The organism is Bacillus cereus group sp. BfR-BA-01347 (assembly GCF_022663835.1).
In the GTDB taxonomy this organism is placed as follows: domain Bacteria; phylum Bacillota; class Bacilli; order Bacillales; family Bacillaceae_G; genus Bacillus_A; species Bacillus_A thuringiensis_K.
In genome coordinates, this window is sequence record NZ_JAKUGG010000013.1 from 133426 (window position 1) to 154493 (window position 21068).

A 21068-nucleotide genomic window follows, 5' to 3' on the forward strand; every position below is an offset into this window, starting at 1 on the left:
GCCCCATTCTTATTTTTTCTTTACAAAATACTGGAAAGATTATATCATTTGTCACTAGAATTGTAACAACTTTCAAAAGAGGTGGAAAGTATGAAATTATTTCAACCTTCTGAGATAGTAACATCATTGCCGACACAATTTTTCGCTTCACTTGTTGCAAAAGTTAACAAAGTCGTAGCAGCTGGTCACGATGTTATTAATCTAGGTCAAGGTAATCCAGATCAACCAACACCGCAGCATATCGTAAAAGCTTTACAAGATGCTGCAGAAAAGACCATTCATCATAAATATCCGCCATTTCGCGGACATGAAAGTTTAAAAGAAGCCGTGGCAACATTCTATCAACGTGAATATGATGTAGTAGTAAATCCAAAAACAGAAGTTGCTATTTTGTTTGGGGGAAAGGCTGGATTAGTAGAGTTACCAGTTTGTTTTACAAACCCTGGTGATACTATTCTCGTTCCAGATCCAGGCTATCCAGATTATTTATCAGGAGTTGCTTTAGCAAAAGCACAATTTGAAACAATGCCGCTTATTGCAGAAAATAATTTTTTACCAGATTATACGAAAATCGATGACTCTATTGCCGAGCGTGCAAAATTAATGTTTTTAAACTATCCAAATAATCCGACCGGTGCTACTGCATCAAAAGATTTTTTTGATACAACCATTAACTTTGCTAATGAACATAATATATTAGTTGTTCACGATTTTGCTTACGGCGCTATTGGATTTGATGGTCAAAAGCCCGTGAGTTTCTTACAAGCAGACGGTGCTAAAAATACAGGTATTGAAATTTACACTCTATCGAAAACTTTCAATATGGCTGGATGGCGTATCGCTTTTGCAGTAGGAAATGAAAGTGTCATTGAAACCATTAACTTATTACAAGATCATATGTATGTTAGTATTTTTGGTGCAGTTCAAGATGCTGCCCGCGAAGCACTATTAAGTTCACAGTCTTGCGTAATAGACCTTGTAAATAGTTACGAATCTCGACGAAACGCTCTTATTTCAGCTTGTCACTCAATTGGTTGGAATGTAGACATTCCAACAGGGTCATTCTTTGCATGGCTTCCTGTTCCAAAAGGATATACCTCTGAGCAATTTTCTGATATTTTACTAGAAAAAGCACATGTTGCAGTTGCTCCTGGTGTTGGATTTGGTGAGCATGGCGAAGGGTATGTCCGCGTTGGTCTCTTGCATACAGAAGATAGATTACGAGAAGCCATTAATCGAATTGATAATTTGAATTTTTTCAAAAAGTAATTGACAACATAAAAAATATCTGACAAAATTCAGTTATCTTAAAAATTTAAATATTTCTAAATACTTCTTATCAAGAGCAGGTGGAGGGACGAGCCCGACGAAACCCGGCAACCGATCTACAATTGTAGACACGGTGCTAATTCTCGCAGCATTACGCTGACAGATAAGGAGCTGGTTGTAAAAAAACCTCTCCTTAGCTGAGAGGTTTTTTTATTTAACTAGGAGGTTATAACAATGAGCGGAATTATAGCGACATATTTAATTCATGATGATTCACATCACTTAGAAAAAAAGGCGGAACAAATTGCACTCGGTTTAACAATTGGCTCTTGGACTCATTTGCCACATTTATTGCAAGAACAATTAAAGCAGCATAAAGGCAACGTCATTCATGTTGAGGAATTAGCTGAACATGAACATACCAATTCGTATTTACGTAAAAAAGTAAAACGCGGAATTATTAAAATCGAATATCCGCTATTAAACTTCAGTCCAGATTTACCAGCGATTTTAACGACTACATTTGGAAAGCTATCACTTGATGGCGAAGTAAAATTAATTGACTTAACTTTTTCAGACGAGTTAAAAAAATATTTTCCTGGTCCAAAATTCGGGATAGATGGTATTCGAAATCTTTTACAAGTGCATGATCGTCCCCTTTTAATGAGTATTTTTAAAGGAATGATTGGACGAAACATTGGGTATTTAAAAACACAATTACGCGATCAAGCAATTGGTGGTGTAGATATAGTAAAAGATGATGAAATATTATTTGAAAATGCATTAACACCACTTACGAAACGCATTGTATCCGGAAAAGAAGTTTTACAATCTGTCTACGAAACATACGGACATAAAACGTTATATGCCGTAAATTTAACAGGACGAACTTTTGATTTAAAAGAAAATGCAAAACGTGCAGTAGAAGCTGGAGCTGATATTCTATTATTTAACGCATTTGCTTACGGACTAGATGTACTACAATCACTTGCAGAAGATGATGAAATCCCAGTTCCTATTATGGCACATCCTGCTGTAAGTGGTGCTTATTCAGCATCCAAGTTATATGGAGTTTCATCTCCATTATTACTTGGAAAGCTACTACGTTATGCTGGGGCTGACTTTTCATTATTCCCATCTCCATACGGAAGTGTTGCGCTAGAAAAAGAGGAGGCTCTTGCTATCTCAAAATATTTAACTGAAGACGATGCATTTTTCAAGAAGAGCTTTTCTGTTCCGTCTGCTGGTATTCATCCTGGTTTCGTTCCCTTTATTGTACGAGATTTCGGTAAAGATGTTGTTATTAATGCTGGTGGCGGGATACACGGACATCCAAATGGAGCGCAAGGCGGGGGTAAAGCTTTCCGTACTGCAATTGATGCTACTTTGCAAAATAAACCGCTCCATGAAGTAGACGACATAAATTTGCATAGTGCACTACAAATATGGGGAAATCCCTCTCATGAGGTGAAACTATGAGTATTCAAGTATTTTGTGATTTCGATGGCACGATTACAAATAATGATAACATTATGTCCATTATGGAAAAATTCGCACCACCAGAAGCCGAAGAAGTAAAGAATAAAATTTTATCACAAGAACTATCCATTCAAGAAGGTGTTTCTCAATTATTTCAATTAATACCTACTAATCTGCACGATGATATTATTCAATTTTTAATAGAAACTGCTGAAATCCGTAGTGGTTTTCATGAATTTATACAATTCGTAAAGGAAAATAACATTTCTTTTTACGTGATATCAGGTGGAATGGATTTCTTCGTCTATCCACTCTTACAAGGAATCATTCCAAAAGAGCAAATTTATTGTAATGAAACAGACTTTTCAGTAGAGTTTATTACAGTTAAATGGCCTCATTCTTGTGATGATCATTGCCAAAATCATTGCGGATTATGTAAATCATCATTAATCCGTAAATTAAGTGATACAAATGACTTTCATATTGTAATTGGAGATTCTATTACTGATTTACAAGCCGCGAAACAAGCGGATAAAGTATTCGCTCGCGATTTTCTTATTACAAAGTGTGAAGAAAATCATATTGCTTATACACCGTTTGAAACATTTCAAGATGTGCAAGCTGAATTAAAACTTTTGTTGGAGGTGAAATTATGAAACAACTTTTTCGTCAATGGTATGACTTGAGCGAGATAAAAAAAGAATTAACAACACGAAATTGGTTCCCGGCAACAAGTGGTAATATTTCTATAAAGGTTAGTCATGAACCACTTACTTTTCTTATTACAGCAAGCGGTAAAGATAAAACAAAAACCACTCCAGATGATTTTCTATTAGTAGATCATGTAGGAGTTCCCGTTTTAGAGACTGAATTACGCCCTTCAGCAGAAACAATATTGCATACACACATTTATAACAATACGAATGCCGGGTGTGTACTTCATGTTCATACAACTGATAATAATGTCATCACAAATTTATATAGTGATGCAGTCACACTTCAAAATCAAGAAATTATTAAAGCTCTCGATATTTGGGAAGAAGGTGCAACAATTCAAATTCCTATTATTGAAAACCATGCCCATATCCCAACACTTGGAGAAAACTTCCGAAAGCATATACAAGGAGATTCGGGAGCAATATTGATTCGTAACCACGGTATTACCGTATGGGGCCGAGATAGCTTTGATGCAAAGAAGAGATTAGAAGCTTATGAGTTTCTATTCCAATTTCATATAAAACTATTATCAATTCAAGGAGGCGTTTCTAATGGCGCAAATTCGTATTCATGAAGTAAATACTCGCATTGAAAATGAAGTGGAAGTATCTAAATTTCTACAAAAGGAAGGCGTTTTATATGAGAAATGGAATATTTCTAAACTTCCTACTCATTTAAATGAAAATTATTCTTTAACAGATGAAAACAAAGCTGAAATATTAGCTGTGTTTTCAAAAGAAATTGCTGATGTTTCAGCACGCCGAGGTTATAAAGCGCATGATGTAATTTCACTTTCAAATAGCACACCTAACCTTGACGAACTATTAATTAATTTTCAAAAAGAACACCATCATACTGATGATGAAGTTCGCTTTATTGTTAGTGGTCATGGCATCTTTGCCATTGAAGGAAAAGACGGAACATTCTTTGACGTTGAACTTGAGCCAGGTGATCTCATATCTGTTCCTGAAAATGCAAGACATTATTTTACTTTGCAAGATGATCGCCAAGTTGTAGCTATTCGTATTTTTGTTACAACTGAAGGCTGGGTTCCAATCTATTAAGGTAGTTAGTTGAATAAAAGGACTTGGATCCCCTTTTCCAAACTTTTATTCACTCTACATATATACATCCTCCTATGGAACAGGCTTATTTCATTTTGAAATAAGCCTGATTTTTTATTTACTTGAAAGTACCATTTCATCACAAATTTAACACCTTGATTTTTTCAAGTGCATTTTTTGAACATTTATTGAATTTTTTCTGAAAATTCTGTTTTATATGTGATATACTACAATTAACTAAGAAGGAAAAGAATATCGCAAACAGAGGGGGATAATCATGAGCTTACTTATCGCACTTATACTTGGAGTTACATGTGGAGCATTTCCTGTTATTTTAGGAGCTATTATGGAAGAGTTAGAAATTGGTATTTTAGGATTTGTCGCATCTTGTGTAAGCGCTTTATTATTTGGTTTATTCGGCGCTATTCCTGTTTCAATTCTGTGTGCTTTTTATATAATACGCCATGCTCGTACAAAACAATTTGGTCCTAATCACATCGCACAAATTATCCCGTTCCCGGTTGAACGATGCCGCCGTGCTTCTAACTTATAATTATAAAAATTAAAGATGACTAAATAAATAAAAGTCCTCAAATGAGGACTTTTATTTATTTTCTTCTAGAAATTGAAACAATTCTTGTAGATGTAGGGCATCTTCACCATAGCTAACAGATACATGAAATATACCATCAATCTCAGCTTGCATATAAAGATCCACTCCATCACGATCATATTTCAATGCCAAATAAAACTCCATTTCTTCTAACATCTTTTTTGAGGTTCGAATTACATAATGCCCCTTCTCATCTCTTCCATATTCAAATTCTGGTTCAAAATCATATTTTTGTTTAAAAGCTTCTTTTTGTTTTTCATTGATTTGCATACAAGTAGCTCGCTGTAAAGTATCAATCATCTCATCAAACTTTTGAAAGTCCACCTCGTTTACCCCCTTATATATTTTTTATATAATACTTGTGTTCCACTATTTTCTTCGCCACCCTTAATTAACTCTTCATACAATTCTTTCGCCAAACTTAAGCCTGGAACTGGTAATTGTAATTTTTCTGCTTCCTCTAAAGCAATTTTCATATCTTTCATAAAATGCTTTACATAAAATCCTGGCTCAAAGTCTCCTTTTAACATTCGAGGAGCTAAATTACTTAATGACCAGCTACCTGCTGCCCCTGTTGAAATACTCTCTAACACTTTATCTGGATTCAGTCCAGCCTTCTTCGCGTAAGCAACAGCCTCACATACTCCAATCATATTGGAAGCAATCGCAATTTGATTGCACATTTTTGTATGTTGTCCACTCCCAGCCGGTCCTTGTAATTGAATGTTTGTTCCTAACTTTTCAAGTAAAGGTAAGCATCTATCATATATTTCTTTCTCTCCACCTACCATAATTGCGAGTTTTGCTTCTTTCGCGCCAACATCTCCTCCTGAGACAGGTGCATCTAACGTATATATTTTTTTGCTTTTTGCAACTTTATTAATACGTTTTGCTAAAGTAGGTGTAGATGTCGTAAAGTCAATTGCTATCGTACCTTCTTTTGCATGTTCTATAATTCCTTCTATACCAAAATACACTTCTTCTACATCATGTGGATATCCAACCATTGTCATTACAATATCAACTTGCTTCACTAACTCTTTTGGCGTATCACACCAATGTGCACCATCTTGTACTAAAGAATCTGTTTTTGCCTTCGTTCTATTATATACATATACTTTATGACCATCCTGCATTAAGTGATAAACCATACTTTTTCCCATTACGCCAATACCAATGAAACCTATTGATAAAGTTTTATGTTCCATTTTCTCATCCCCTTTGTTCTAATAAATCATTTACCATCTTTCGGAACTCTTTATTAAAGTCATCATCCATACTATTTTTCACATTTGAAAATAACATAACAAAAGTTCCTTTTTCTTTATTAAAATTATTGAAAGTGTTCCAACCAGATAATACACCATGATTATGAAAATAATCTGGATATATATAAAAACTAAATGCATATTTCCGTTCCGCTGAAGGTGAAAACATTGTTTGTATACTTTGTTCTGAAAGAAGTTTTCCATTTATAATTGCTTCGTCTAATTTCTTCATATCTCCAACTGTCGTATACATCTCACCACAACCATATAGCCAATCCATGCCTAGCTTTTGTGCTGGTACAAGCTCTTGATTTTTTTTCACATAACCCTTTGTAAAATTTTTATCTCCAGGCACCATATTTCCCATGCCGGATTCATACATATCTGCTTTTACAAATATACTTTCTTTTATGTAATCTCCTAAAGGTTTTTTCGATATATGTTCTATTATATAAGCAAGCACCATATAATTATAATCTGTATATCTCCAACCTGTTCCTGCAGGAAATTCTAAATTTTGACGTCCAATCCAATTAATTAACTGTAAACGGGAAGCAGCATTAACATTGCCTTTTGCGTGTTCAGGTAAACCAGAGGTATGCGTTAATAAATGATATAGCGTAATATTTTTATTCTCCGGAAATGAAGGAATATATTTATTTACATTATCTTGAATATTCAATTTCCCTTGTTCTTGCAACTGTAAAATAGATGTGGCAACCACTGTTTTCGTAATAGAACCGATACGATATTTTGTCTGAGGCGTATTTTCAATTTTATTTTGAACATCAGCATACCCATATCCTTTATTCAAAATAACATGCTCTTTATCTGTTACCAAAACTGTTCCATTGAATTGCTTTCCGACTAAATATTGATCTAATTTTTGAGATATGCTAGCATAATCAATTTGTTGCTCTTCTTTTTCTTCTATATTCCCTTGTACTTCCGATTCAATAGTAGGATTCACTTTAGTTGTTAATACAGTGTTTTCCTTTATATTGGGGCTAACAAGAAAATAGTATACCCCACCGCCAACTATAGCAGACAGTGAAGCCATGACCATTACTTTTTTTATCATATTGATCCTCCATAATTCCTTAGCTAAAAATTGTCCCCCTATTCTATTATCAAACAATAAAAAAAAATCGCAACAATTTGTTGCGAAAAATTACATTTTTTCTTTTCTATACACACATACTTGATTCTTCCCATTTTTTTTCGCTTCATATAATGCAATATCCGCTCGTTGCATTAATTCTTCTCTTGTAGTTCCTTGTTCATATAACGCAACTCCAAAGCTAGCTGTTAACTTTGAAATTCCAGTGAATTGCTTTGTTTCAATGAAGAATCGTAATGACTCCGCAACTTGAAATGCTTCCTTTTCTACTGTATTTGTCACTAATATAATGAATTCTTCTCCTCCCCATCTTGCAAATACATGTTGCTGCTCCACTTTAGATTTCATAAGCTCTGCAAGTTGTATTAATGCCAAATCGCCAAAATCATGACCATATGTGTCATTAACTGTTTTAAAATTATCTATATCAAATAAAATAATTGCTATTTTCTCATCAGTACGTATTACCTTTTCCCATTCTACCTCTAGTATTTGTTGAAACTTTAAACGATTATAAATCTCTGTTAATGAATCTATCATAGCAAGTCTTTCTTGTTCTTGATAGATTTCATCTAATTCTGTAATTTCCGTGCACTTTACAATAAATCTTGATAAATCTTCTGGCAATGGTGTCGCACGTAATAGAAAAGTAGATACTGTCCCTTCATAATTTAACATCTTAATTCTTCTACCGCTTGATAAAGTATCGTCTAGCCATGTTATATCATGCGTCGTCGAGTAGTATCCATTTTCTCTAATAAAATGTTCAGCAAATACTAAATGTTGCTCACGATAGGCAAACAAATTTTCATATCCGAAAAACGTTAAAAAATTTGTATTACAATCAACAATTTCATCATCTTCTACTATAAATAATAAATCATTTTGAAAATCAAACATCGTTTGAAGCAGTTCCTGTTGCAAACTAACTTGCCTTACTAAAGAAAGTTGATACAAACTCTTATTCACTTCTTCTAACACTGCTTGCGGAGTTACAGGGGCTATTACAATATTACGTATTCCTAATGCGAGTACATCTGTAAATTCTTTTGTTATTTGTTGATCCCAAATGACAATAAATGTACTTTGCAAGGTATACATATTCTTTATATATTTTATTTGAGAATAATCTGTTACATACATAATTATAATGTGCGGTTTCGTTCTTTGAAATAATAATTCGCCCTCTTCAAAACTATTTGCTATAAACATACATTTTGGATGAATATTTTCTATCGTTTGTTGATGTTTACATCCATTTTCTATATAAAGGACATTTAACTGCAAATCTTGTAACACATTTTGGAAAACCGTATTCTCTAATAAAAAATGTAGTATGTTCATCACTAGTCTTCACTCACTTCATATATCTTGTTCTACTGAATTCCTCACAAACATTTTTAAAAGACTATTACCCAATAAACTTTAATTTGTGAGAGATACATATTAACAAGCTAATTGAGAATGTTATCTTCCCTTTTCACTCTATAAATTCCTTTTTTAGTGTATGATTATAGGAATTATATCGTTTGTATGAATGCCCTAGCTTATTTCTTAAAACTTGACAATTAAAATAAAGATATTATATTCTTAAATTCGATAACTTACAAAATGTAAGTAATATATATTGCGTTTTCTCGATAATTTTATATGCAATTTGGAGGATATATAATGACAAACGACAACTTTTTTAACGTTCTATATGAACGCACATCTACACGTGCATTCAACCCAAATAAAGAAATCTCATCTACAGAATTACACGAGATTTTAAAAGCCGCAGCACAAGCACCTTCCGCTTGGAACTTACAACACTGGAAATTCCTTGTTTTTCAAGGTGAAGATGTACAAAAACGATTACACCCGATAGCTTATAACCAACAACAAATTCTTGATGCTTCTGCAGTAGTCGCTATTTTAGGTGATTTAGAAGCTTATAAAAATGTTGAGCCAGTATATGGTCCAATTGTAGAACAAGGATTTATGAAAGAAGAAGCAAAAGAACGCTTAGCTAAAAATATTGAATCTGCATATGCTCGTGAACAATTCTCAAGAGATGCTGCCTTTTCAAATGCATCTTTAGCAGCAATGCAACTTATGCTTGCAGCTAAAGCGACTGGTTGGGACACTTGTGCTATTGGTGGCTTTAATCCACAAGCACTGACAGACGAATTTAACGTTTCATCTCGTTACGTTCCAATTATGCTTATTACAATTGGTGAATCAACTTTAAAAGGCCACCCTGCACCACGTATGAGCGTAGAGCAAGTGAGCGAGTGGGCAAAATAATAAAAAACGAAGGTAACTACGTTGCCTTCGTTTTTTTATTTCCTGTCACACTTTTGTAATATTACTACAAATCATTCGACATTTATACTTATGGAAAAGTATATTCTATTCCCTCCTCATAAGTAAACGTGACGTTTCGTGTCGAATTTTGTTTAGGTATTGAAATATACCCGTGTATTTTTGTTACAATTGTGATACAATGATAACAAATAGATAACAAGAGAGGGATTTTCATTGAGTTCATACGGAAGCTTTATCGCACTTTTATGCTACATAGTAACTGTACTGCTTCTATATTTTATTGGTGATGCCGCAAACATCTCCATTTTACAATTCCCAAAAGAAGAAGCATTCCAATTAGAATCAGAAAAACATACTGCACGATCCATTGTACCACTACTCCTAGCTCTTCCTGTATATATCATCGTTTTATATAAAAGTAAAAAAGTGTAAAGGCTACCCATTTCATTTATTTCGGTGGTTTTTACATTTTTTTGTTATATTACCCCTATTTTAAACATCATTCCATACTAAATACCCAGCTAGTCATTTAAAATGAGAAAATCTCCTAGAAAAAATTCCACTCTCTGTCCAGTCACTTACTACCGAACTTACATAGATTATAAGTGTGAAGGGGGTGATGAGGATTATGTTTGGATCATTTGGATGCTGTGATAACTTTAGAGACTGTCATCATCATGAAAGAGAGCGCGACCATCGTGAGAAGGAGAGAGAGGTTAAGCCACAACAACCAGCTGTATGTAACGTACTTGCTAGCATTTCAGTTGGAACAGAGCTTTCTCTATTAAGCGTTAAAGGTGTTGGATCTTTCAACAATGTAATTTTTGAAGGTTTCTGTAACGGTGTTGCTCTTTTCTCTGCTTTAGCTCGTAATAACAATGACAAAGACAATAAAGATAACAACAAAGATGATAAGCACAATCAAAACCGAAATACTTTTACTGGTATTTTACGTGTATGCCCATCTGATATCGTTGCTATCGCTATCTAATTCTGTACCTTATCCTCTAGTAAGAAAATAAGATTTACTTTTCTCATAGAAAAAACCTGAGACCGATTTCAATCGACTCAGGTTTTTTTATTACTTATATGCTTTTAACTAGTTCAACAACTTCTTCAGCAGTTGACATCATTAATGCTTTTTCTGCTAATGTTTCCATTTCTGTTTTTGACAACTTGCTTAGTTGTGTTCTTGCAGGAAGAATAGATGTTGCACTCATACTGAACTCATCTAAACCTAATCCTAATAATAATGGAATAGCAAGTGAATCGCCCGCCATCTCACCACACATACCAGCCCATTTGCCTTCTTTATGAGCAGCATCGATAACCATTTTTACAAGACGTAAAATAGATGGGTTATATGGTTGGTATAAGTAAGATACTTGTTCGTTCATACGGTCTGCAGCCATTGTGTATTGGATTAAATCATTTGTTCCAATAGAGAAGAAGTCAACTTCTTTCGCAAATTGATCTGCTAATACTGCTGAAGCTGGGATTTCAACCATCATACCAACTTCAATAGAATCAGAAACAGTTGTACCCGCTTCTACAAGTTTCGCTTTCTCTTCTAATAAAATTGCTTTCGCTTGACGGAACTCATCAAGAGTTGCAATCATTGGGAACATAATTTTTAAGTTACCGTATACGCTAGCACGAAGTAATGCACGAAGTTGTGTACGGAACACATCTTGCTCATCAAGACATAAGCGAATTGCACGGTATCCTAAGAATGGGTTCATTTCTTTTGGTAAATGTAAGTATGGAAGCTCTTTATCTCCACCGATATCAAGTGTACGAACAACGACTGGTTGACCCTCTTTTACACCTTCAAGAACTGCTTTATACGCTTCGAACTGCTCTTCTTCTGTTGGAAGATTGTCACGGCCCATGTATAAGAATTCTGTACGGTATAAGCCAACGCCTTCTCCGCCATTATCGATAATACCTTGTACATCATTTGGTGTTCCGATATTTGCAACAAGCTCAACGTGATGTCCGTCACTTGTTACAGTAGCTTGATCTTTTAATTTTGCCCATTCAGCTTTTTGCTCTTCAAATTTCGCTTTCTTTTCTTCAAACGAACGAAGAGTTTCTTCTGATGGGTTTACAATTACTTCTCCATCTAAACCGTCAATGATAACGATATCGCCGTTTTGGATTTTTTCCATAACAACTTTCGTACCAACAACAGCTGGAATTTCCATAGAACGAGCCATAATTGCAGAGTGAGATGTACGTCCACCGATATCAGTAGTAAAACCTTTTGCATACTTACGGTTTAACTGAGCTGTATCAGATGGTGTTAAATCTTCAGCAATGATGATTACCTCTTCAGAAATTGTACCAGGATTTGAGAAGTTAATTCCTAGTAAATGTGCAAGAACGCGTTTTGTTACGTCACGAATGTCCGCAGCACGTTCTTTCATATATTCGTTATCCATGTTTTCAAACATAGAAATAAACATTGATGCAACTTCATCCATTGCAAATTCAGCATTTACTTTTTCGCTATTTACTTTATCTTTTACTGGGTTTACTAGTTCTGGATCATTTAACACTAATAAATGTGCTTCAAAGATCGCAGCTTTGTCAGCACCTAGTTCAGCAAATGCGTGGTCTTTAATAGCTTCTAATTCAGTTTTTGCTTTCTCAAGCGCAGCGTCTAAGCGTGCAATTTCTGCAGCTTCGTTTGTAATTGATTTCTTTTCGATGTTAAATTCAGGATTTTCAAGTCTGAAAGCCTTTGCAATAGCAATCCCACTTGATGCAGCGATCCCTTGAATATTAAGAGTCATTATTCTCCTAATCCTTCGTTTTTCATAGTTTCTTCGATAGCTGCTAGTGCTTGAGCTGCATCATCACCATTTGCAGTGATTTTAATTTCTGCGTTTTGTTGAATGCCTAAAGACATAACGCCCATGATTGATTTTAAATTAACGTTCTTTCCGTTATACTCTAAGTTAATGTCAGAACCGAATTTGCTTGCAGTGTTTACAAGTAGAGTTGCTGGACGAGCATGAATTCCTGAGTCGCTAGTTACTTTAAAGATTTTTTCCATGATAATTTATCTCCTTTAAATTACAGTATTTTTTAGTTGTATAGACGTGAGTACTACACCATCTATTGTATATAATAGGCGATGTTCGGTCAACCACATCGCCTATTATAATTATAAACATTTTGCGTCAAATTCCTACTGAATGTCAATAATAGCGGTTTCGCCCTTCTTAACATTTCCATCTTTTTTCAATTCGACTTGTTGCCCTTGTTGTAAGTTTGTAAAGACAATTGGTGTAATGATAGATGGTGCATTTTCTTTTACAAATGCAAGATCTACTTTTAATAATGGTTGGCCTTGTTTCACCTTGTCGCCTTGTGCTACAAGCGCTTCAAAACCTTCACCATTTAATTTTACAGTATCAATACCAAAGTGGATTAAAATTTCTTTTCCGCCTTCAGATTGAATACCAATCGCATGTTTTGTAGGGAATACATTGACAATCTCACCATTAACTGGAGAAACTACTGTTCCTTCAGTTGGCTCAATTGCAAATCCATCTCCCATCATTTTTCCTGAGAATACTTGGTCAGGCACTTCTGTAATCGGTAAGATTTTCCCTTCAATTGGTGATACAATTGTTTCATTTTCATCAACTTTTTGAGGAGTTTCTTCCACTTTTACAGGTTCTTCTTTTTCAACATGAGGTGTACGGCCTGACATAATATCATGAATTTGTGATTTTAATGTGTCAGATTTCGGTCCGAAAATAGCTTGAATGTTATTTCCAACTTCAAGTACACCAGCTGCTCCAAGTTCTTTTAAGCGGTCTTTGTTTACATTCTTTTGTTCGTTAACTTGAACACGTAAACGAGTAATACAAGCATCTAAAGAAGCAATGTTTTCTTTACCACCAAGTGCTACTAATACTTCACGAGGAAGTTCGCCTGCTTCTGCTTTTCCTGCGCCGTCATTTGCATTTGCCACTTCACGACCAGGTGTTTTTAGATTCCATTTACGAATTGCAAAGCGGAATCCGAAGTAGTAAATAACTGCTAGTACAAGACCAACAATAATTACCCACCACCATGCTGTACGGCCTGGTAGTACACCGAATAATAGGAAGTCAATTAAACCACCAGAGAATGTCATACCAATTTTAACACCTAAAATTTGCATTGTCATAAATGATAGACCAGCAAATACAGCGTGAATTCCGAATAATACTGGCGCTACGAATAAGAATGAAAATTCAAGTGGCTCTGTAATACCTGTTAAGAAAGATGTTAATGCTGCAGAACCTAAAATACCTGCTGCTAATTTTTTATTTTCTGGACGTGCTTCATGGTACATTGCTAAAGCTGCTGCTGGAAGACCAAACATCATGAACGGATACTTACCAGTTGTAAATGTACCTGCTGTTAATTCTACACCGTCTTTTAACTGTGCCATAAAGATTTTTTGGTCACCACGGATTAATTCGCCAGCTGCATTTGTATACTGACCGAATTCGAACCAGAACGGTGAATAGAAAATGTGATGTAATCCAAATGGAATTAATGAACGTTCAATTAAACCGAATATAAATGCTGCGATTGTTCTATTTGCATCAATCATTTGATGTGAGAACGTGTTTAAGCCACCTTGAATGTATGGCCAAATGAAGCACATGATAATACCTACTATTAAAGAGAATGTTGCAGTTGCGATCGGTACGAAACGCTTACCTGCAAAGAAACCTAAGTATGATGGTAATTCAATGTTGAAGTATTTATTATAGCAATATGCCGCTACTATCCCGACGATAATACCACCAAATACTCCTGTTTGTAGCGTTGGAATACCTAATACGTTTGCATACGCTGGATCTGCAAATCCAATTTTTACTGGGTCTGCTCCAGAACTTGTTACTTTCACTAGCTTATCTACTTCTAAGAACACACTCATCGTTTTGTTCATAATTAAGTAGCCGACGAATGCTGCTAAACCAGCTACTCCGTCTCCACCAGCTAAACCAATTGCTACCCCAACTGCGAATAATAATGCAAGGTTAGCGAAAATAATATCACCAGATTGTTCCATAATTTTTGCAACCATTACGAACCAATCTGCTTTTAAAGCAGGAATAACATTTGTTAACTGTGGATTTTGAAATGCATTACCAAATCCAAGTAAAATACCTGCCGCCGGTAAAATCGCTACTGGAAGCATTAACGCTTTCCCGACTTTTTGAAGAACACCAAAGATCTTCTTAAACATGGAAACCCTTCCTCTCTTATCTATATTGATACCTTCCGACAAACGCCAAAAAGACATGAGGAAAAAAAGATAGAACGATAGCTATACAAAGGGTAGTATATCCCTTTCTCTAGCTTACATTCCTTACTTTTCTCCACTCATGCCTGATCGAATCAGTAACACGTGTCAAAAATAGGTTTACGTATAAGTTCACTATAATTAAGGCAAACGTTTTCGTTACTCACCTTAATGTGTTTGTCGAAATTTGTATAACTTTGCAATAGTTATTATACATAACTATTGTAAGCGATTCAATCATTTTTTTTAACGTTTTCATTTTAGACAAAAATATATAACTTTTTACACATGCTCTGCCTTTACTAAGCGTTGCAAGTGCATCGTTAAATAAATACTTTCAGCTTCATATACAGGTAGTTGCAACTCTTTTTGCATGACCTTAACTAGCTTCCAAGCCAAGTTATAGCAAACTGGATACTCGGCCTTTAATAAATCAGCAAAACTTTGTGATTCCTCTACTTTTTCTCCTTTTTTCACCCTCTCAATAGCATATTGAAGATGACGAATAAGACGTAAATAATGAATGCTCTCTTGATCTAATGTAATTTGTAAGTTTGTCTCAATTAAAGATACAAGTTGTGCAATGAGACGGGAGTTTTGATTAACTGAAGATAAATCAGAATTTGTAAGCGAACTGTAAATGTGAAGTGCAATAAAACCAATTTCTCCTTCAGGCAATGCAATTTGCAAACGAGAATTTAAAAGTTCTACAACACCTTCCGCAATTTCATATTCCTCTGGATAGAGCATTTTTGTTTCAACTAAAAAAGGGTTATCAATTGTAAGTCCTTGTTTTAACCTTTTAATCGCAAATGAAATATGATCTGTTAACGCAATATGAATATGTTCATTTAGTGGAGATTTCGCTTTCCCTTGAATGTACAGCATAATATCGTTCATCAATTCAATTAATTTTTCACTAATATGCGGCACTAATAATTTGTACTGTTCACGATCACGTTCATTTTTTAAGACAAACATTTTTTCGATTTGTTCTTGCTCCAAGACATCTTTCGCTTTTTTCCCAAATCCAATTCCTTTACCAATCACTACTACTTCCTCGTGTTCCGAATGGCTAGCAATGATGACATTATTATTTAAAACTTTTTTAATTTCTAGATAATTACTCATATAACACCACCCTCGTACTTAAATAGCCTACTTTTATGTTACAGAATATTCTTCTTTGTCGTCAATGTAAAACATCTGCCATTTAATAAAAATTCATTTTTTAGACATGTTTATATATGATGCGTATAATGTAAGAGCAACTGTACATAGAAAGGGGATAACAGCATGATTAAAATGTTTGTAAGTGATATCGATGGTACAATGATGCAACACGGAGGTCTTATTGACGAACAAGATGTTGCGGCACTGCGCAGCCTTGCCGAGCAAAATGTTATTCTTTGCTTCGCTTCCGGAAGACTTGATAATGAAATTGCAGACTTAATGAAAGCTGTAAATACAAATTTTCATCGTATTAGTGTAAATGGTGTTTTTGTATATACACATGAAAATAAACAACTATTATCTGCAACTTTTGATTCCAGCATACTTCCCGATTTGTTAGCTATGACGAATGAAGATCCTTATTTCCGTTATGTAAGTGATGAACATAATTATTACATTGAAGAGAAAACACCTTTTATTCAAGAACTTGAACAACAGGTAACTATGACTTCTGTTGAAGAACCAAACTTACTACAGAAAATTGATGATACAATTTTCCCAAATAAAATTTCTGTCGGTGGAACAAAGGAGAACTTACAACTCCTTCAGAAAAAAATTGATGAAAAATTCCACGGGAAAGTTAGTACTTTCATCTCTGCAGAACAATGTTTAGATGTAATGCCACCAAATGTTAGTAAAGGCTCTGCCATTTCTGTTTTATTAAATGAGTTTCAAATAAAACCTGAGGAAATTGCTTGTATAGGGGATTCATATAATGACATTCCTATGTTTTCTTTAACTCCTCACAGTTTTGCTATGTCGCAAGCAGATGATGCAGTAAAAAATCACGCTCACTATGTAGTAAATCACGTCAAAGATGCTGTTAACCACGTAATTACTCATAATAAAAATACGACTCATTCCTTATAAGGATGAGTCGTATTTTTATTTCTTTACATGTTAACCATTTTCAATTCCACTGTACTTCACAAACTGAAATATACTATTTGTTACGTGCGATATTCGTAATAAATTTATAACGATCTCCACGATAAATACATTTCACGTACTCTAGCGGTACCTCACCTTCTGAATATGACCATTGACGCATGACAAGTACAGGCGCCTTTTTAGGAATATGCAGATGTTCAGCTTCATTTTCCGTCGCAACGGAAGCTTCAATTGACTGAGTAGCGCTAACAAGTTTAAAGCCCAGTTTTTTCTCTAAATGTTCATATAAAGATTGTTGCAATATCTCTTCGTTAATATCTTTTACAAGAGCTGGCGACAAATATGTCGTCTCAAAAGCAATCGGTTCATCATCAGCTAAGCGAATACGCCTCACTTCATAAACCGATTCCCCCTCCTGTATTCTTAACCGGTCTGCTATTTTAGCAGTAGCTGGAACTAGGCGGAAACTAAGTAATTGACTACTTGGATTCATTCCACGAGAAATCATGTCTTCTGTGAATCCCGTCATTCCTTGCAACTTTTGTTCCACTTTCGGAAGTTGGACAAATGTTCCAATTCCACGCTTCCGATATAAATAGCCTTGTTCCACTAAATTATTAATCGCCTGTCTGATTGTCATACGACTCACTTCGAACTTATCACAAAGTTCATTCTCAGATGGGATTTTATCTCCCGGCTTCCATTCGCCGTCCTCAATTAGCTGTTTCACCCACTCTTGAATCTGATAATAGATCGGAAATGGTGAATACTTGTCGATGTTCATCAGCAATCGCCTCACTGCATAAAGATAGAGCTTCTTGATCAGCGATTACGGTTACATTCGGATGACGTTGTAAAACTGTAGCCGGACACTCTTCACTATATTCACCTTGCAATAATTCTTTAACAGCTTCTGCCTTTTTAGAACCCATCGCAACAAGTAGAACTTGTTTCGCTTTCATAATGCTTCCAATTCCCATTGTAATCGCATGAGTTGGCACATCTTCTTCTTTTTCGAAGAAGCGAAGGTTTGCTTGGCGTGTAGATTCTGTTAATTCAACAATGTTTGTTGGAGAATTAAACGGTGTTCCTGGCTCATTAAATCCGATGTGACCGTTTTCACCGATTCCAAGAATCTGTAGGTCAACTGGGTTAGCAGCTAGAATGCTCTCGTAACGTTTGCACTCTTCCTCTAAATCACTTGCCATCCCGTTTGGTACATAAGTTTGTTTAAATGGAAGATGATCAAACAACTGTTCTTGCATGAAATAGTGATAGCTGTTTTTATCTTCATGTGGTAAATTTACGTACTCATCTAAGTTTACAGTGGTTACACGGCTTGTATCAAGTTTATTTTTTCGTATTTCTGCATAAATACCTAATGGAGAGCTTCCTGTAGCCATTCCTAATGTTGGATTTTCTTTTGTTTTTACAACTTCTTCAATTAATTTATAACCTGCTTCTGCTAATTCTTCTGGAGTTTTTACAACAAGAATATTCATTTAATTACTTCCCTTCCTTCATATGAATTCCTAAACGAACCGTATCATATACATGTAAATCTTCATTCATCACAACAAAGTCTGCATCTTTTCCTACCGCTAATGCACCTTTATTATTTAATCCAAACTCTTCTGCTTGGTTAACTGATGTCATCAGTACTGCATCTTCGATTGAACAACCTGTAAATTCAATTACATTTCGGAAAGCTTGATCCATTTTTAGAATACTACCAGCTAACGTTCCATCTTCTAATCGAGCACTACCATCTTTTACATGTACTGGCTGTCCGCCAAGCTCATATAATCCATCTTCAAGACCTTTTGCACGCATTGCGTCAGTAATAACACTTACTTTTTTCGGTCCTTTTAACTTATATGCTAATTTCACCATATCAGGGTGAATATGAATACCATCTGTAATTACTTCAACCATTACATCTGGATTTAATAACACATGACCAACAACTCCTGGTTCACGGTGATGTAATCCACGCATTTGATTGTATAAATGTGTCGCATGTGTAATCTTTCTATTTTTTAGTTGTGCATCAATTGCATCTGTATGCCCCATTGTGCCAACTACACCAGTTTCAGCAAGATATTGTTCAAACTCTAATGCTCCCTCTTCTTCTGGTGCATATGTTACTAATTTAATTAAATTCCCACTTGCTTCTTGCCATTGTTTAAATTGCTCAATATTTGCAGGAACGATATGTTCAAGTGGTTGTGCACCTGCACGTTTCTTTGAAACATAAGGTCCTTCTAAGTGAATATATTCGAAATGCGCTCCTTTTTCTTTTGCTTCTTTCGCAGCAGTTAGCGCTGCTTCAATTGCCTCTGGAGCTTGTGTCATTGTTGTTGGGAAGTAAGTTGTAACCCCTTCTTTTAACATTTCTTTACCTAGAGTTACTAACCCATCGCTATTTGCATCCATCGCATCAATATCGTATCCACCATGAATATGAACATCGATCATACCTGGAATTACAATCTTCCCTGTAGCATCAAAAACAGTTTCATTTTCTTGTGGTACATATTGAGCCATCAAACCAATTTCTTTAATGGTTTCTGCGTAACGAATAAATCCGTTTTCCACTATTTCTTGACCTGTGTAAATTTTGGCATTGATGACAATTTGCGTTTTCATTTTCATCGATCCTTTCCCATGAAATACCTACTTGTTATTATTACCTTATTCGCCTAGTTCCATCTTAATATATGCACGAGTAGTTGTCTATACATTCTAATGAAATTTCCTTTTTATTCAACAGAAAAGGAAATTTCTTACGTCCCTTATAATTATAATATATATTATTCATTTTTCCAAAAAGGGACAGTATCCACCCCTAATATAGAAATCACTTCAACAATGGCATTAACCCGCTAGATTTTAACATAACATGTTCACCATCTGTTTCTATTTCTACTGTACGTTTATTTGTTCTATATACCATTATACCGTGCCTTTTCAAGCGCTTTACTACACTTTGATGAGGATGTCCATACGGATTACTACTCCCGTACGACAGAATAGCAAACTGCGGTTCCACTTTTTTTATAAACGTTTCACTTGTTGAAGTATATGAGCCGTGATGCCCCACTTTCAAAACATCTGCATGCACATCAAATTGTTTTAATATTTCATTTTCTGTCCGTACATCCGCGTCACCCATTAATAAAAAATCCGCTTTTCCATATCGTACCTTTAAAACAATTGAGGATTCATTATTTTCATCTTTTGATTTCCCGTTGTTTAATACTTGTATAGAAACATGTGGATCCAGCGGTATATATTGTCCTTCCTTTACTGAAACGAAAGGTATCCCTCTTTTTTTAATATTATTCCGATACGTATGATAAGTAAGAGAACTATATGTTTTTCCACTATCTAATATAAGCGATACCGGCATTTGCTCTACAATTGGAATTAACCCCCCTATATGATCCATATCGGGATGCGTACTGACAATTACATCTAAATGATTAATCCCTTTCTCAATTAATTTCTGAATAATAACCTCTCCTGCTTCATAAGGTCCTCCATCAATTAACATTGTTTGTCCATTTGGCATTATAATAAGTGTTGCGTCACCTTGCCCCACTTTTAAAAAGCTCACTTTCATTTTACTAAGATGTTGCCGATGCATATGTAAAGGAGACGTAGTATGAATAGACATCATATACCTTTTAGCTGATGCGCTATTTAAAGAAAAACATAATAAAACAGAAGCTAATAATAGAATAATCCGCATACCTCTCATAACTCGTCTCCTTTTTTCATTTAG

At 35.0% G+C, this 21068-nt stretch carries 22 protein-coding genes and 1 riboswitch; of the genes, 10 read left to right on the forward strand and 12 right to left on the reverse strand.

Annotation, left to right across the window (positions count from 1 at the left end; all coding sequences use genetic code 11):
• Window positions 1–90 precede the first annotated feature (90 nt).
• The 6 genes from MR143_RS19335 (at window position 91) to MR143_RS19360 (ending at window position 5082) form a co-directional block, all read left to right on the forward strand.
• Window positions 91–1269: a pyridoxal phosphate-dependent aminotransferase gene (locus MR143_RS19335; RefSeq protein WP_000765530.1), complete on the forward strand. Its 1179-nt coding sequence runs from the start codon at window positions 91–93 to the stop codon at window positions 1267–1269.
• A 64-nt stretch (window positions 1270–1333) separates the two neighbouring features.
• A riboswitch (SAM riboswitch) is annotated at window positions 1334–1439 on the forward strand.
• Between the two features lie 64 nt (window positions 1440–1503).
• Window positions 1504–2748, forward strand: coding sequence for a 2,3-diketo-5-methylthiopentyl-1-phosphate enolase (gene mtnW, locus MR143_RS19340; protein WP_000014170.1), 1245 nt, complete (start codon window positions 1504–1506; stop codon window positions 2746–2748).
• Complete coding sequence (locus tag MR143_RS19345) at window positions 2745–3404, forward strand: 2-hydroxy-3-keto-5-methylthiopentenyl-1-phosphate phosphatase (RefSeq protein ID WP_242280892.1); 660 nt, start codon at window positions 2745–2747, stop codon at window positions 3402–3404. The genes mtnW and MR143_RS19345 overlap by 4 nt, the downstream gene beginning before the upstream one ends.
• Entirely contained in the window at window positions 3401–4039 is a 639-nt protein-coding gene (locus tag MR143_RS19350) for a methylthioribulose 1-phosphate dehydratase (protein WP_000811342.1), read from the forward strand. The genes MR143_RS19345 and MR143_RS19350 overlap by 4 nt, the downstream gene beginning before the upstream one ends.
• Window positions 4017–4529, forward strand: coding sequence for a 1,2-dihydroxy-3-keto-5-methylthiopentene dioxygenase (locus MR143_RS19355; RefSeq protein ID WP_000057326.1), 513 nt, complete (start codon window positions 4017–4019; stop codon window positions 4527–4529). Before MR143_RS19350 ends, MR143_RS19355 begins: the two co-directional genes overlap by 23 nt.
• 277 nt (window positions 4530–4806) lie before the next feature.
• Window positions 4807–5082 carry a hypothetical protein gene (locus MR143_RS19360; RefSeq protein ID WP_153592001.1) on the forward strand — a complete coding sequence of 92 codons (276 nt, stop codon included), beginning with the start codon at window positions 4807–4809 and terminating at the stop codon, window positions 5080–5082.
• Between the two features lie 51 nt (window positions 5083–5133).
• Here the strand turns inward: MR143_RS19360 and MR143_RS19365 are convergent, their stop codons facing one another.
• From MR143_RS19365 to MR143_RS19380, 4 genes are all read right to left on the reverse strand, one after another.
• A complete protein-coding gene (locus tag MR143_RS19365; protein WP_000347327.1) occupies window positions 5134–5466 on the reverse strand; it encodes a DUF3909 family protein in 333 nt (110 codons plus the stop codon).
• A gap of 5 nt (window positions 5467–5471) precedes the next feature.
• Complete coding sequence (locus tag MR143_RS19370; RefSeq protein WP_000400427.1) at window positions 5472–6350, reverse strand: NAD(P)-dependent oxidoreductase; 879 nt, start codon at window positions 6348–6350, stop codon at window positions 5472–5474.
• A 4-nt stretch (window positions 6351–6354) separates the two neighbouring features.
• The gene (locus tag MR143_RS19375) at window positions 6355–7491 is read right to left on the reverse strand and encodes a serine hydrolase (protein WP_000592900.1); all 1137 of its coding nucleotides are present in this window, start codon (window positions 7489–7491) and stop codon (window positions 6355–6357) included.
• A 90-nt stretch (window positions 7492–7581) separates the two neighbouring features.
• Window positions 7582–8874, reverse strand: coding sequence for a GGDEF domain-containing protein (locus MR143_RS19380; RefSeq protein WP_001023183.1), 1293 nt, complete (start codon window positions 8872–8874; stop codon window positions 7582–7584).
• Window positions 8875–9201: 327 nt separating this feature from the next.
• On the opposite strand from MR143_RS19380, the gene MR143_RS19385 reads away from it, so the two are divergent.
• From MR143_RS19385 to MR143_RS19395, 3 genes are all read left to right on the forward strand, one after another.
• The gene (locus MR143_RS19385) at window positions 9202–9819 is read left to right on the forward strand and encodes a nitroreductase family protein (protein ID WP_000180389.1); all 618 of its coding nucleotides are present in this window, start codon (window positions 9202–9204) and stop codon (window positions 9817–9819) included.
• A gap of 234 nt (window positions 9820–10053) precedes the next feature.
• The gene (locus MR143_RS19390; RefSeq protein WP_000100485.1) at window positions 10054–10272 is read left to right on the forward strand and encodes a hypothetical protein; all 219 of its coding nucleotides are present in this window, start codon (window positions 10054–10056) and stop codon (window positions 10270–10272) included.
• Between the two features lie 196 nt (window positions 10273–10468).
• Window positions 10469–10831 carry a DUF3915 domain-containing protein gene (locus MR143_RS19395; protein WP_000468026.1) on the forward strand — a complete coding sequence of 121 codons (363 nt, stop codon included), beginning with the start codon at window positions 10469–10471 and terminating at the stop codon, window positions 10829–10831.
• Between the two features lie 94 nt (window positions 10832–10925).
• On the opposite strand, the gene ptsP is transcribed toward MR143_RS19395, so the two are convergent.
• The 4 genes from ptsP to glcT all read right to left on the reverse strand — a co-directional run bounded on the left by ptsP (window position 10926) and on the right by glcT (window position 16288).
• A complete protein-coding gene (gene ptsP / locus MR143_RS19400) occupies window positions 10926–12638 on the reverse strand; it encodes a phosphoenolpyruvate--protein phosphotransferase (RefSeq protein ID WP_000174208.1) in 1713 nt (570 codons plus the stop codon).
• Window positions 12638–12901 (reverse strand): phosphocarrier protein HPr, encoded by a 264-nt coding sequence (ptsH, locus tag MR143_RS19405; protein WP_000411080.1) that lies wholly within the window; start codon window positions 12899–12901, stop codon window positions 12638–12640. The genes ptsP and ptsH overlap by 1 nt, the downstream gene beginning before the upstream one ends.
• Before the next feature lie 135 nt (window positions 12902–13036).
• Window positions 13037–15100: a PTS glucose transporter subunit IIABC gene (ptsG, locus tag MR143_RS19410; RefSeq protein WP_000473174.1), complete on the reverse strand. Its 2064-nt coding sequence runs from the start codon at window positions 15098–15100 to the stop codon at window positions 13037–13039.
• A gap of 339 nt (window positions 15101–15439) precedes the next feature.
• On the reverse strand, window positions 15440–16288 hold the full coding sequence (gene glcT / locus MR143_RS19415; protein WP_000073878.1) for a glucose PTS transporter transcription antiterminator GlcT: 849 nt from the start codon (window positions 16286–16288) through the stop codon (window positions 15440–15442).
• A gap of 165 nt (window positions 16289–16453) precedes the next feature.
• Between glcT and MR143_RS19420 the strand changes: the two genes are divergently transcribed.
• A complete protein-coding gene (locus MR143_RS19420) occupies window positions 16454–17260 on the forward strand; it encodes a Cof-type HAD-IIB family hydrolase (RefSeq protein WP_000594242.1) in 807 nt (268 codons plus the stop codon).
• Between the two features lie 73 nt (window positions 17261–17333).
• On the opposite strand, the gene phnF is transcribed toward MR143_RS19420, so the two are convergent.
• The 4 genes from phnF to MR143_RS19440 form a co-directional block, all read right to left on the reverse strand.
• The gene (phnF, locus tag MR143_RS19425) at window positions 17334–18065 is read right to left on the reverse strand and encodes a phosphonate metabolism transcriptional regulator PhnF (RefSeq protein WP_021727649.1); all 732 of its coding nucleotides are present in this window, start codon (window positions 18063–18065) and stop codon (window positions 17334–17336) included.
• Entirely contained in the window at window positions 17995–18783 is a 789-nt protein-coding gene (nagB, locus tag MR143_RS19430; RefSeq protein ID WP_001024201.1) for a glucosamine-6-phosphate deaminase, read from the reverse strand. Before nagB ends, phnF begins: the two co-directional genes overlap by 71 nt.
• 4 nt (window positions 18784–18787) lie before the next feature.
• The gene (gene nagA / locus MR143_RS19435) at window positions 18788–19930 is read right to left on the reverse strand and encodes an N-acetylglucosamine-6-phosphate deacetylase (RefSeq protein WP_001987227.1); all 1143 of its coding nucleotides are present in this window, start codon (window positions 19928–19930) and stop codon (window positions 18788–18790) included.
• A gap of 211 nt (window positions 19931–20141) precedes the next feature.
• Window positions 20142–21044: a ComEC/Rec2 family competence protein gene (locus MR143_RS19440; protein WP_001214823.1), complete on the reverse strand. Its 903-nt coding sequence runs from the start codon at window positions 21042–21044 to the stop codon at window positions 20142–20144.
• Window positions 21045–21068 lie beyond the last annotated feature (24 nt).

What these genes read in the sequence shown, in the direction of transcription:
- MR143_RS19335 (WP_000765530.1), top strand. Translation starts at nt 91, where the DNA reads ATGAAATTATTTCAACCTTCTGAGATAGTAACATCATTGCCGACACAA.
- mtnW (WP_000014170.1), top strand. Translation starts at nt 1,504, where the DNA reads ATGAGCGGAATTATAGCGACATATTTAATTCATGATGATTCACATCAC.
- MR143_RS19345 (WP_242280892.1), top strand. Translation starts at nt 2,745, where the DNA reads ATGAGTATTCAAGTATTTTGTGATTTCGATGGCACGATTACAAATAAT.
- MR143_RS19350 (WP_000811342.1), top strand. Translation starts at nt 3,401, where the DNA reads ATGAAACAACTTTTTCGTCAATGGTATGACTTGAGCGAGATAAAAAAA.
- MR143_RS19355 (WP_000057326.1), top strand. Translation starts at nt 4,017, where the DNA reads ATGGCGCAAATTCGTATTCATGAAGTAAATACTCGCATTGAAAATGAA.
- MR143_RS19360 (WP_153592001.1), top strand. Translation starts at nt 4,807, where the DNA reads ATGAGCTTACTTATCGCACTTATACTTGGAGTTACATGTGGAGCATTT.
- MR143_RS19370 (WP_000400427.1), bottom strand. Translation starts at nt 6,350, where the DNA reads ATGGAACATAAAACTTTATCAATAGGTTTCATTGGTATTGGCGTAATG.
- MR143_RS19375 (WP_000592900.1), bottom strand. Translation starts at nt 7,491, where the DNA reads ATGATAAAAAAAGTAATGGTCATGGCTTCACTGTCTGCTATAGTTGGC.
- MR143_RS19380 (WP_001023183.1), bottom strand. Translation starts at nt 8,874, where the DNA reads ATGAACATACTACATTTTTTATTAGAGAATACGGTTTTCCAAAATGTG.
- MR143_RS19385 (WP_000180389.1), top strand. Translation starts at nt 9,202, where the DNA reads ATGACAAACGACAACTTTTTTAACGTTCTATATGAACGCACATCTACA.
- MR143_RS19395 (WP_000468026.1), top strand. Translation starts at nt 10,469, where the DNA reads ATGTTTGGATCATTTGGATGCTGTGATAACTTTAGAGACTGTCATCAT.
- ptsP (WP_000174208.1), bottom strand. Translation starts at nt 12,638, where the DNA reads ATGACTCTTAATATTCAAGGGATCGCTGCATCAAGTGGGATTGCTATT.
- ptsH (WP_000411080.1), bottom strand. Translation starts at nt 12,901, where the DNA reads ATGGAAAAAATCTTTAAAGTAACTAGCGACTCAGGAATTCATGCTCGT.
- ptsG (WP_000473174.1), bottom strand. Translation starts at nt 15,100, where the DNA reads ATGTTTAAGAAGATCTTTGGTGTTCTTCAAAAAGTCGGGAAAGCGTTA.
- glcT (WP_000073878.1), bottom strand. Translation starts at nt 16,288, where the DNA reads ATGAGTAATTATCTAGAAATTAAAAAAGTTTTAAATAATAATGTCATC.
- MR143_RS19420 (WP_000594242.1), top strand. Translation starts at nt 16,454, where the DNA reads ATGATTAAAATGTTTGTAAGTGATATCGATGGTACAATGATGCAACAC.
- phnF (WP_021727649.1), bottom strand. Translation starts at nt 18,065, where the DNA reads ATGAACATCGACAAGTATTCACCATTTCCGATCTATTATCAGATTCAA.
- nagB (WP_001024201.1), bottom strand. Translation starts at nt 18,783, where the DNA reads ATGAATATTCTTGTTGTAAAAACTCCAGAAGAATTAGCAGAAGCAGGT.
- nagA (WP_001987227.1), bottom strand. Translation starts at nt 19,930, where the DNA reads ATGAAAACGCAAATTGTCATCAATGCCAAAATTTACACAGGTCAAGAA.
- MR143_RS19440 (WP_001214823.1), bottom strand. Translation starts at nt 21,044, where the DNA reads ATGAGAGGTATGCGGATTATTCTATTATTAGCTTCTGTTTTATTATGT.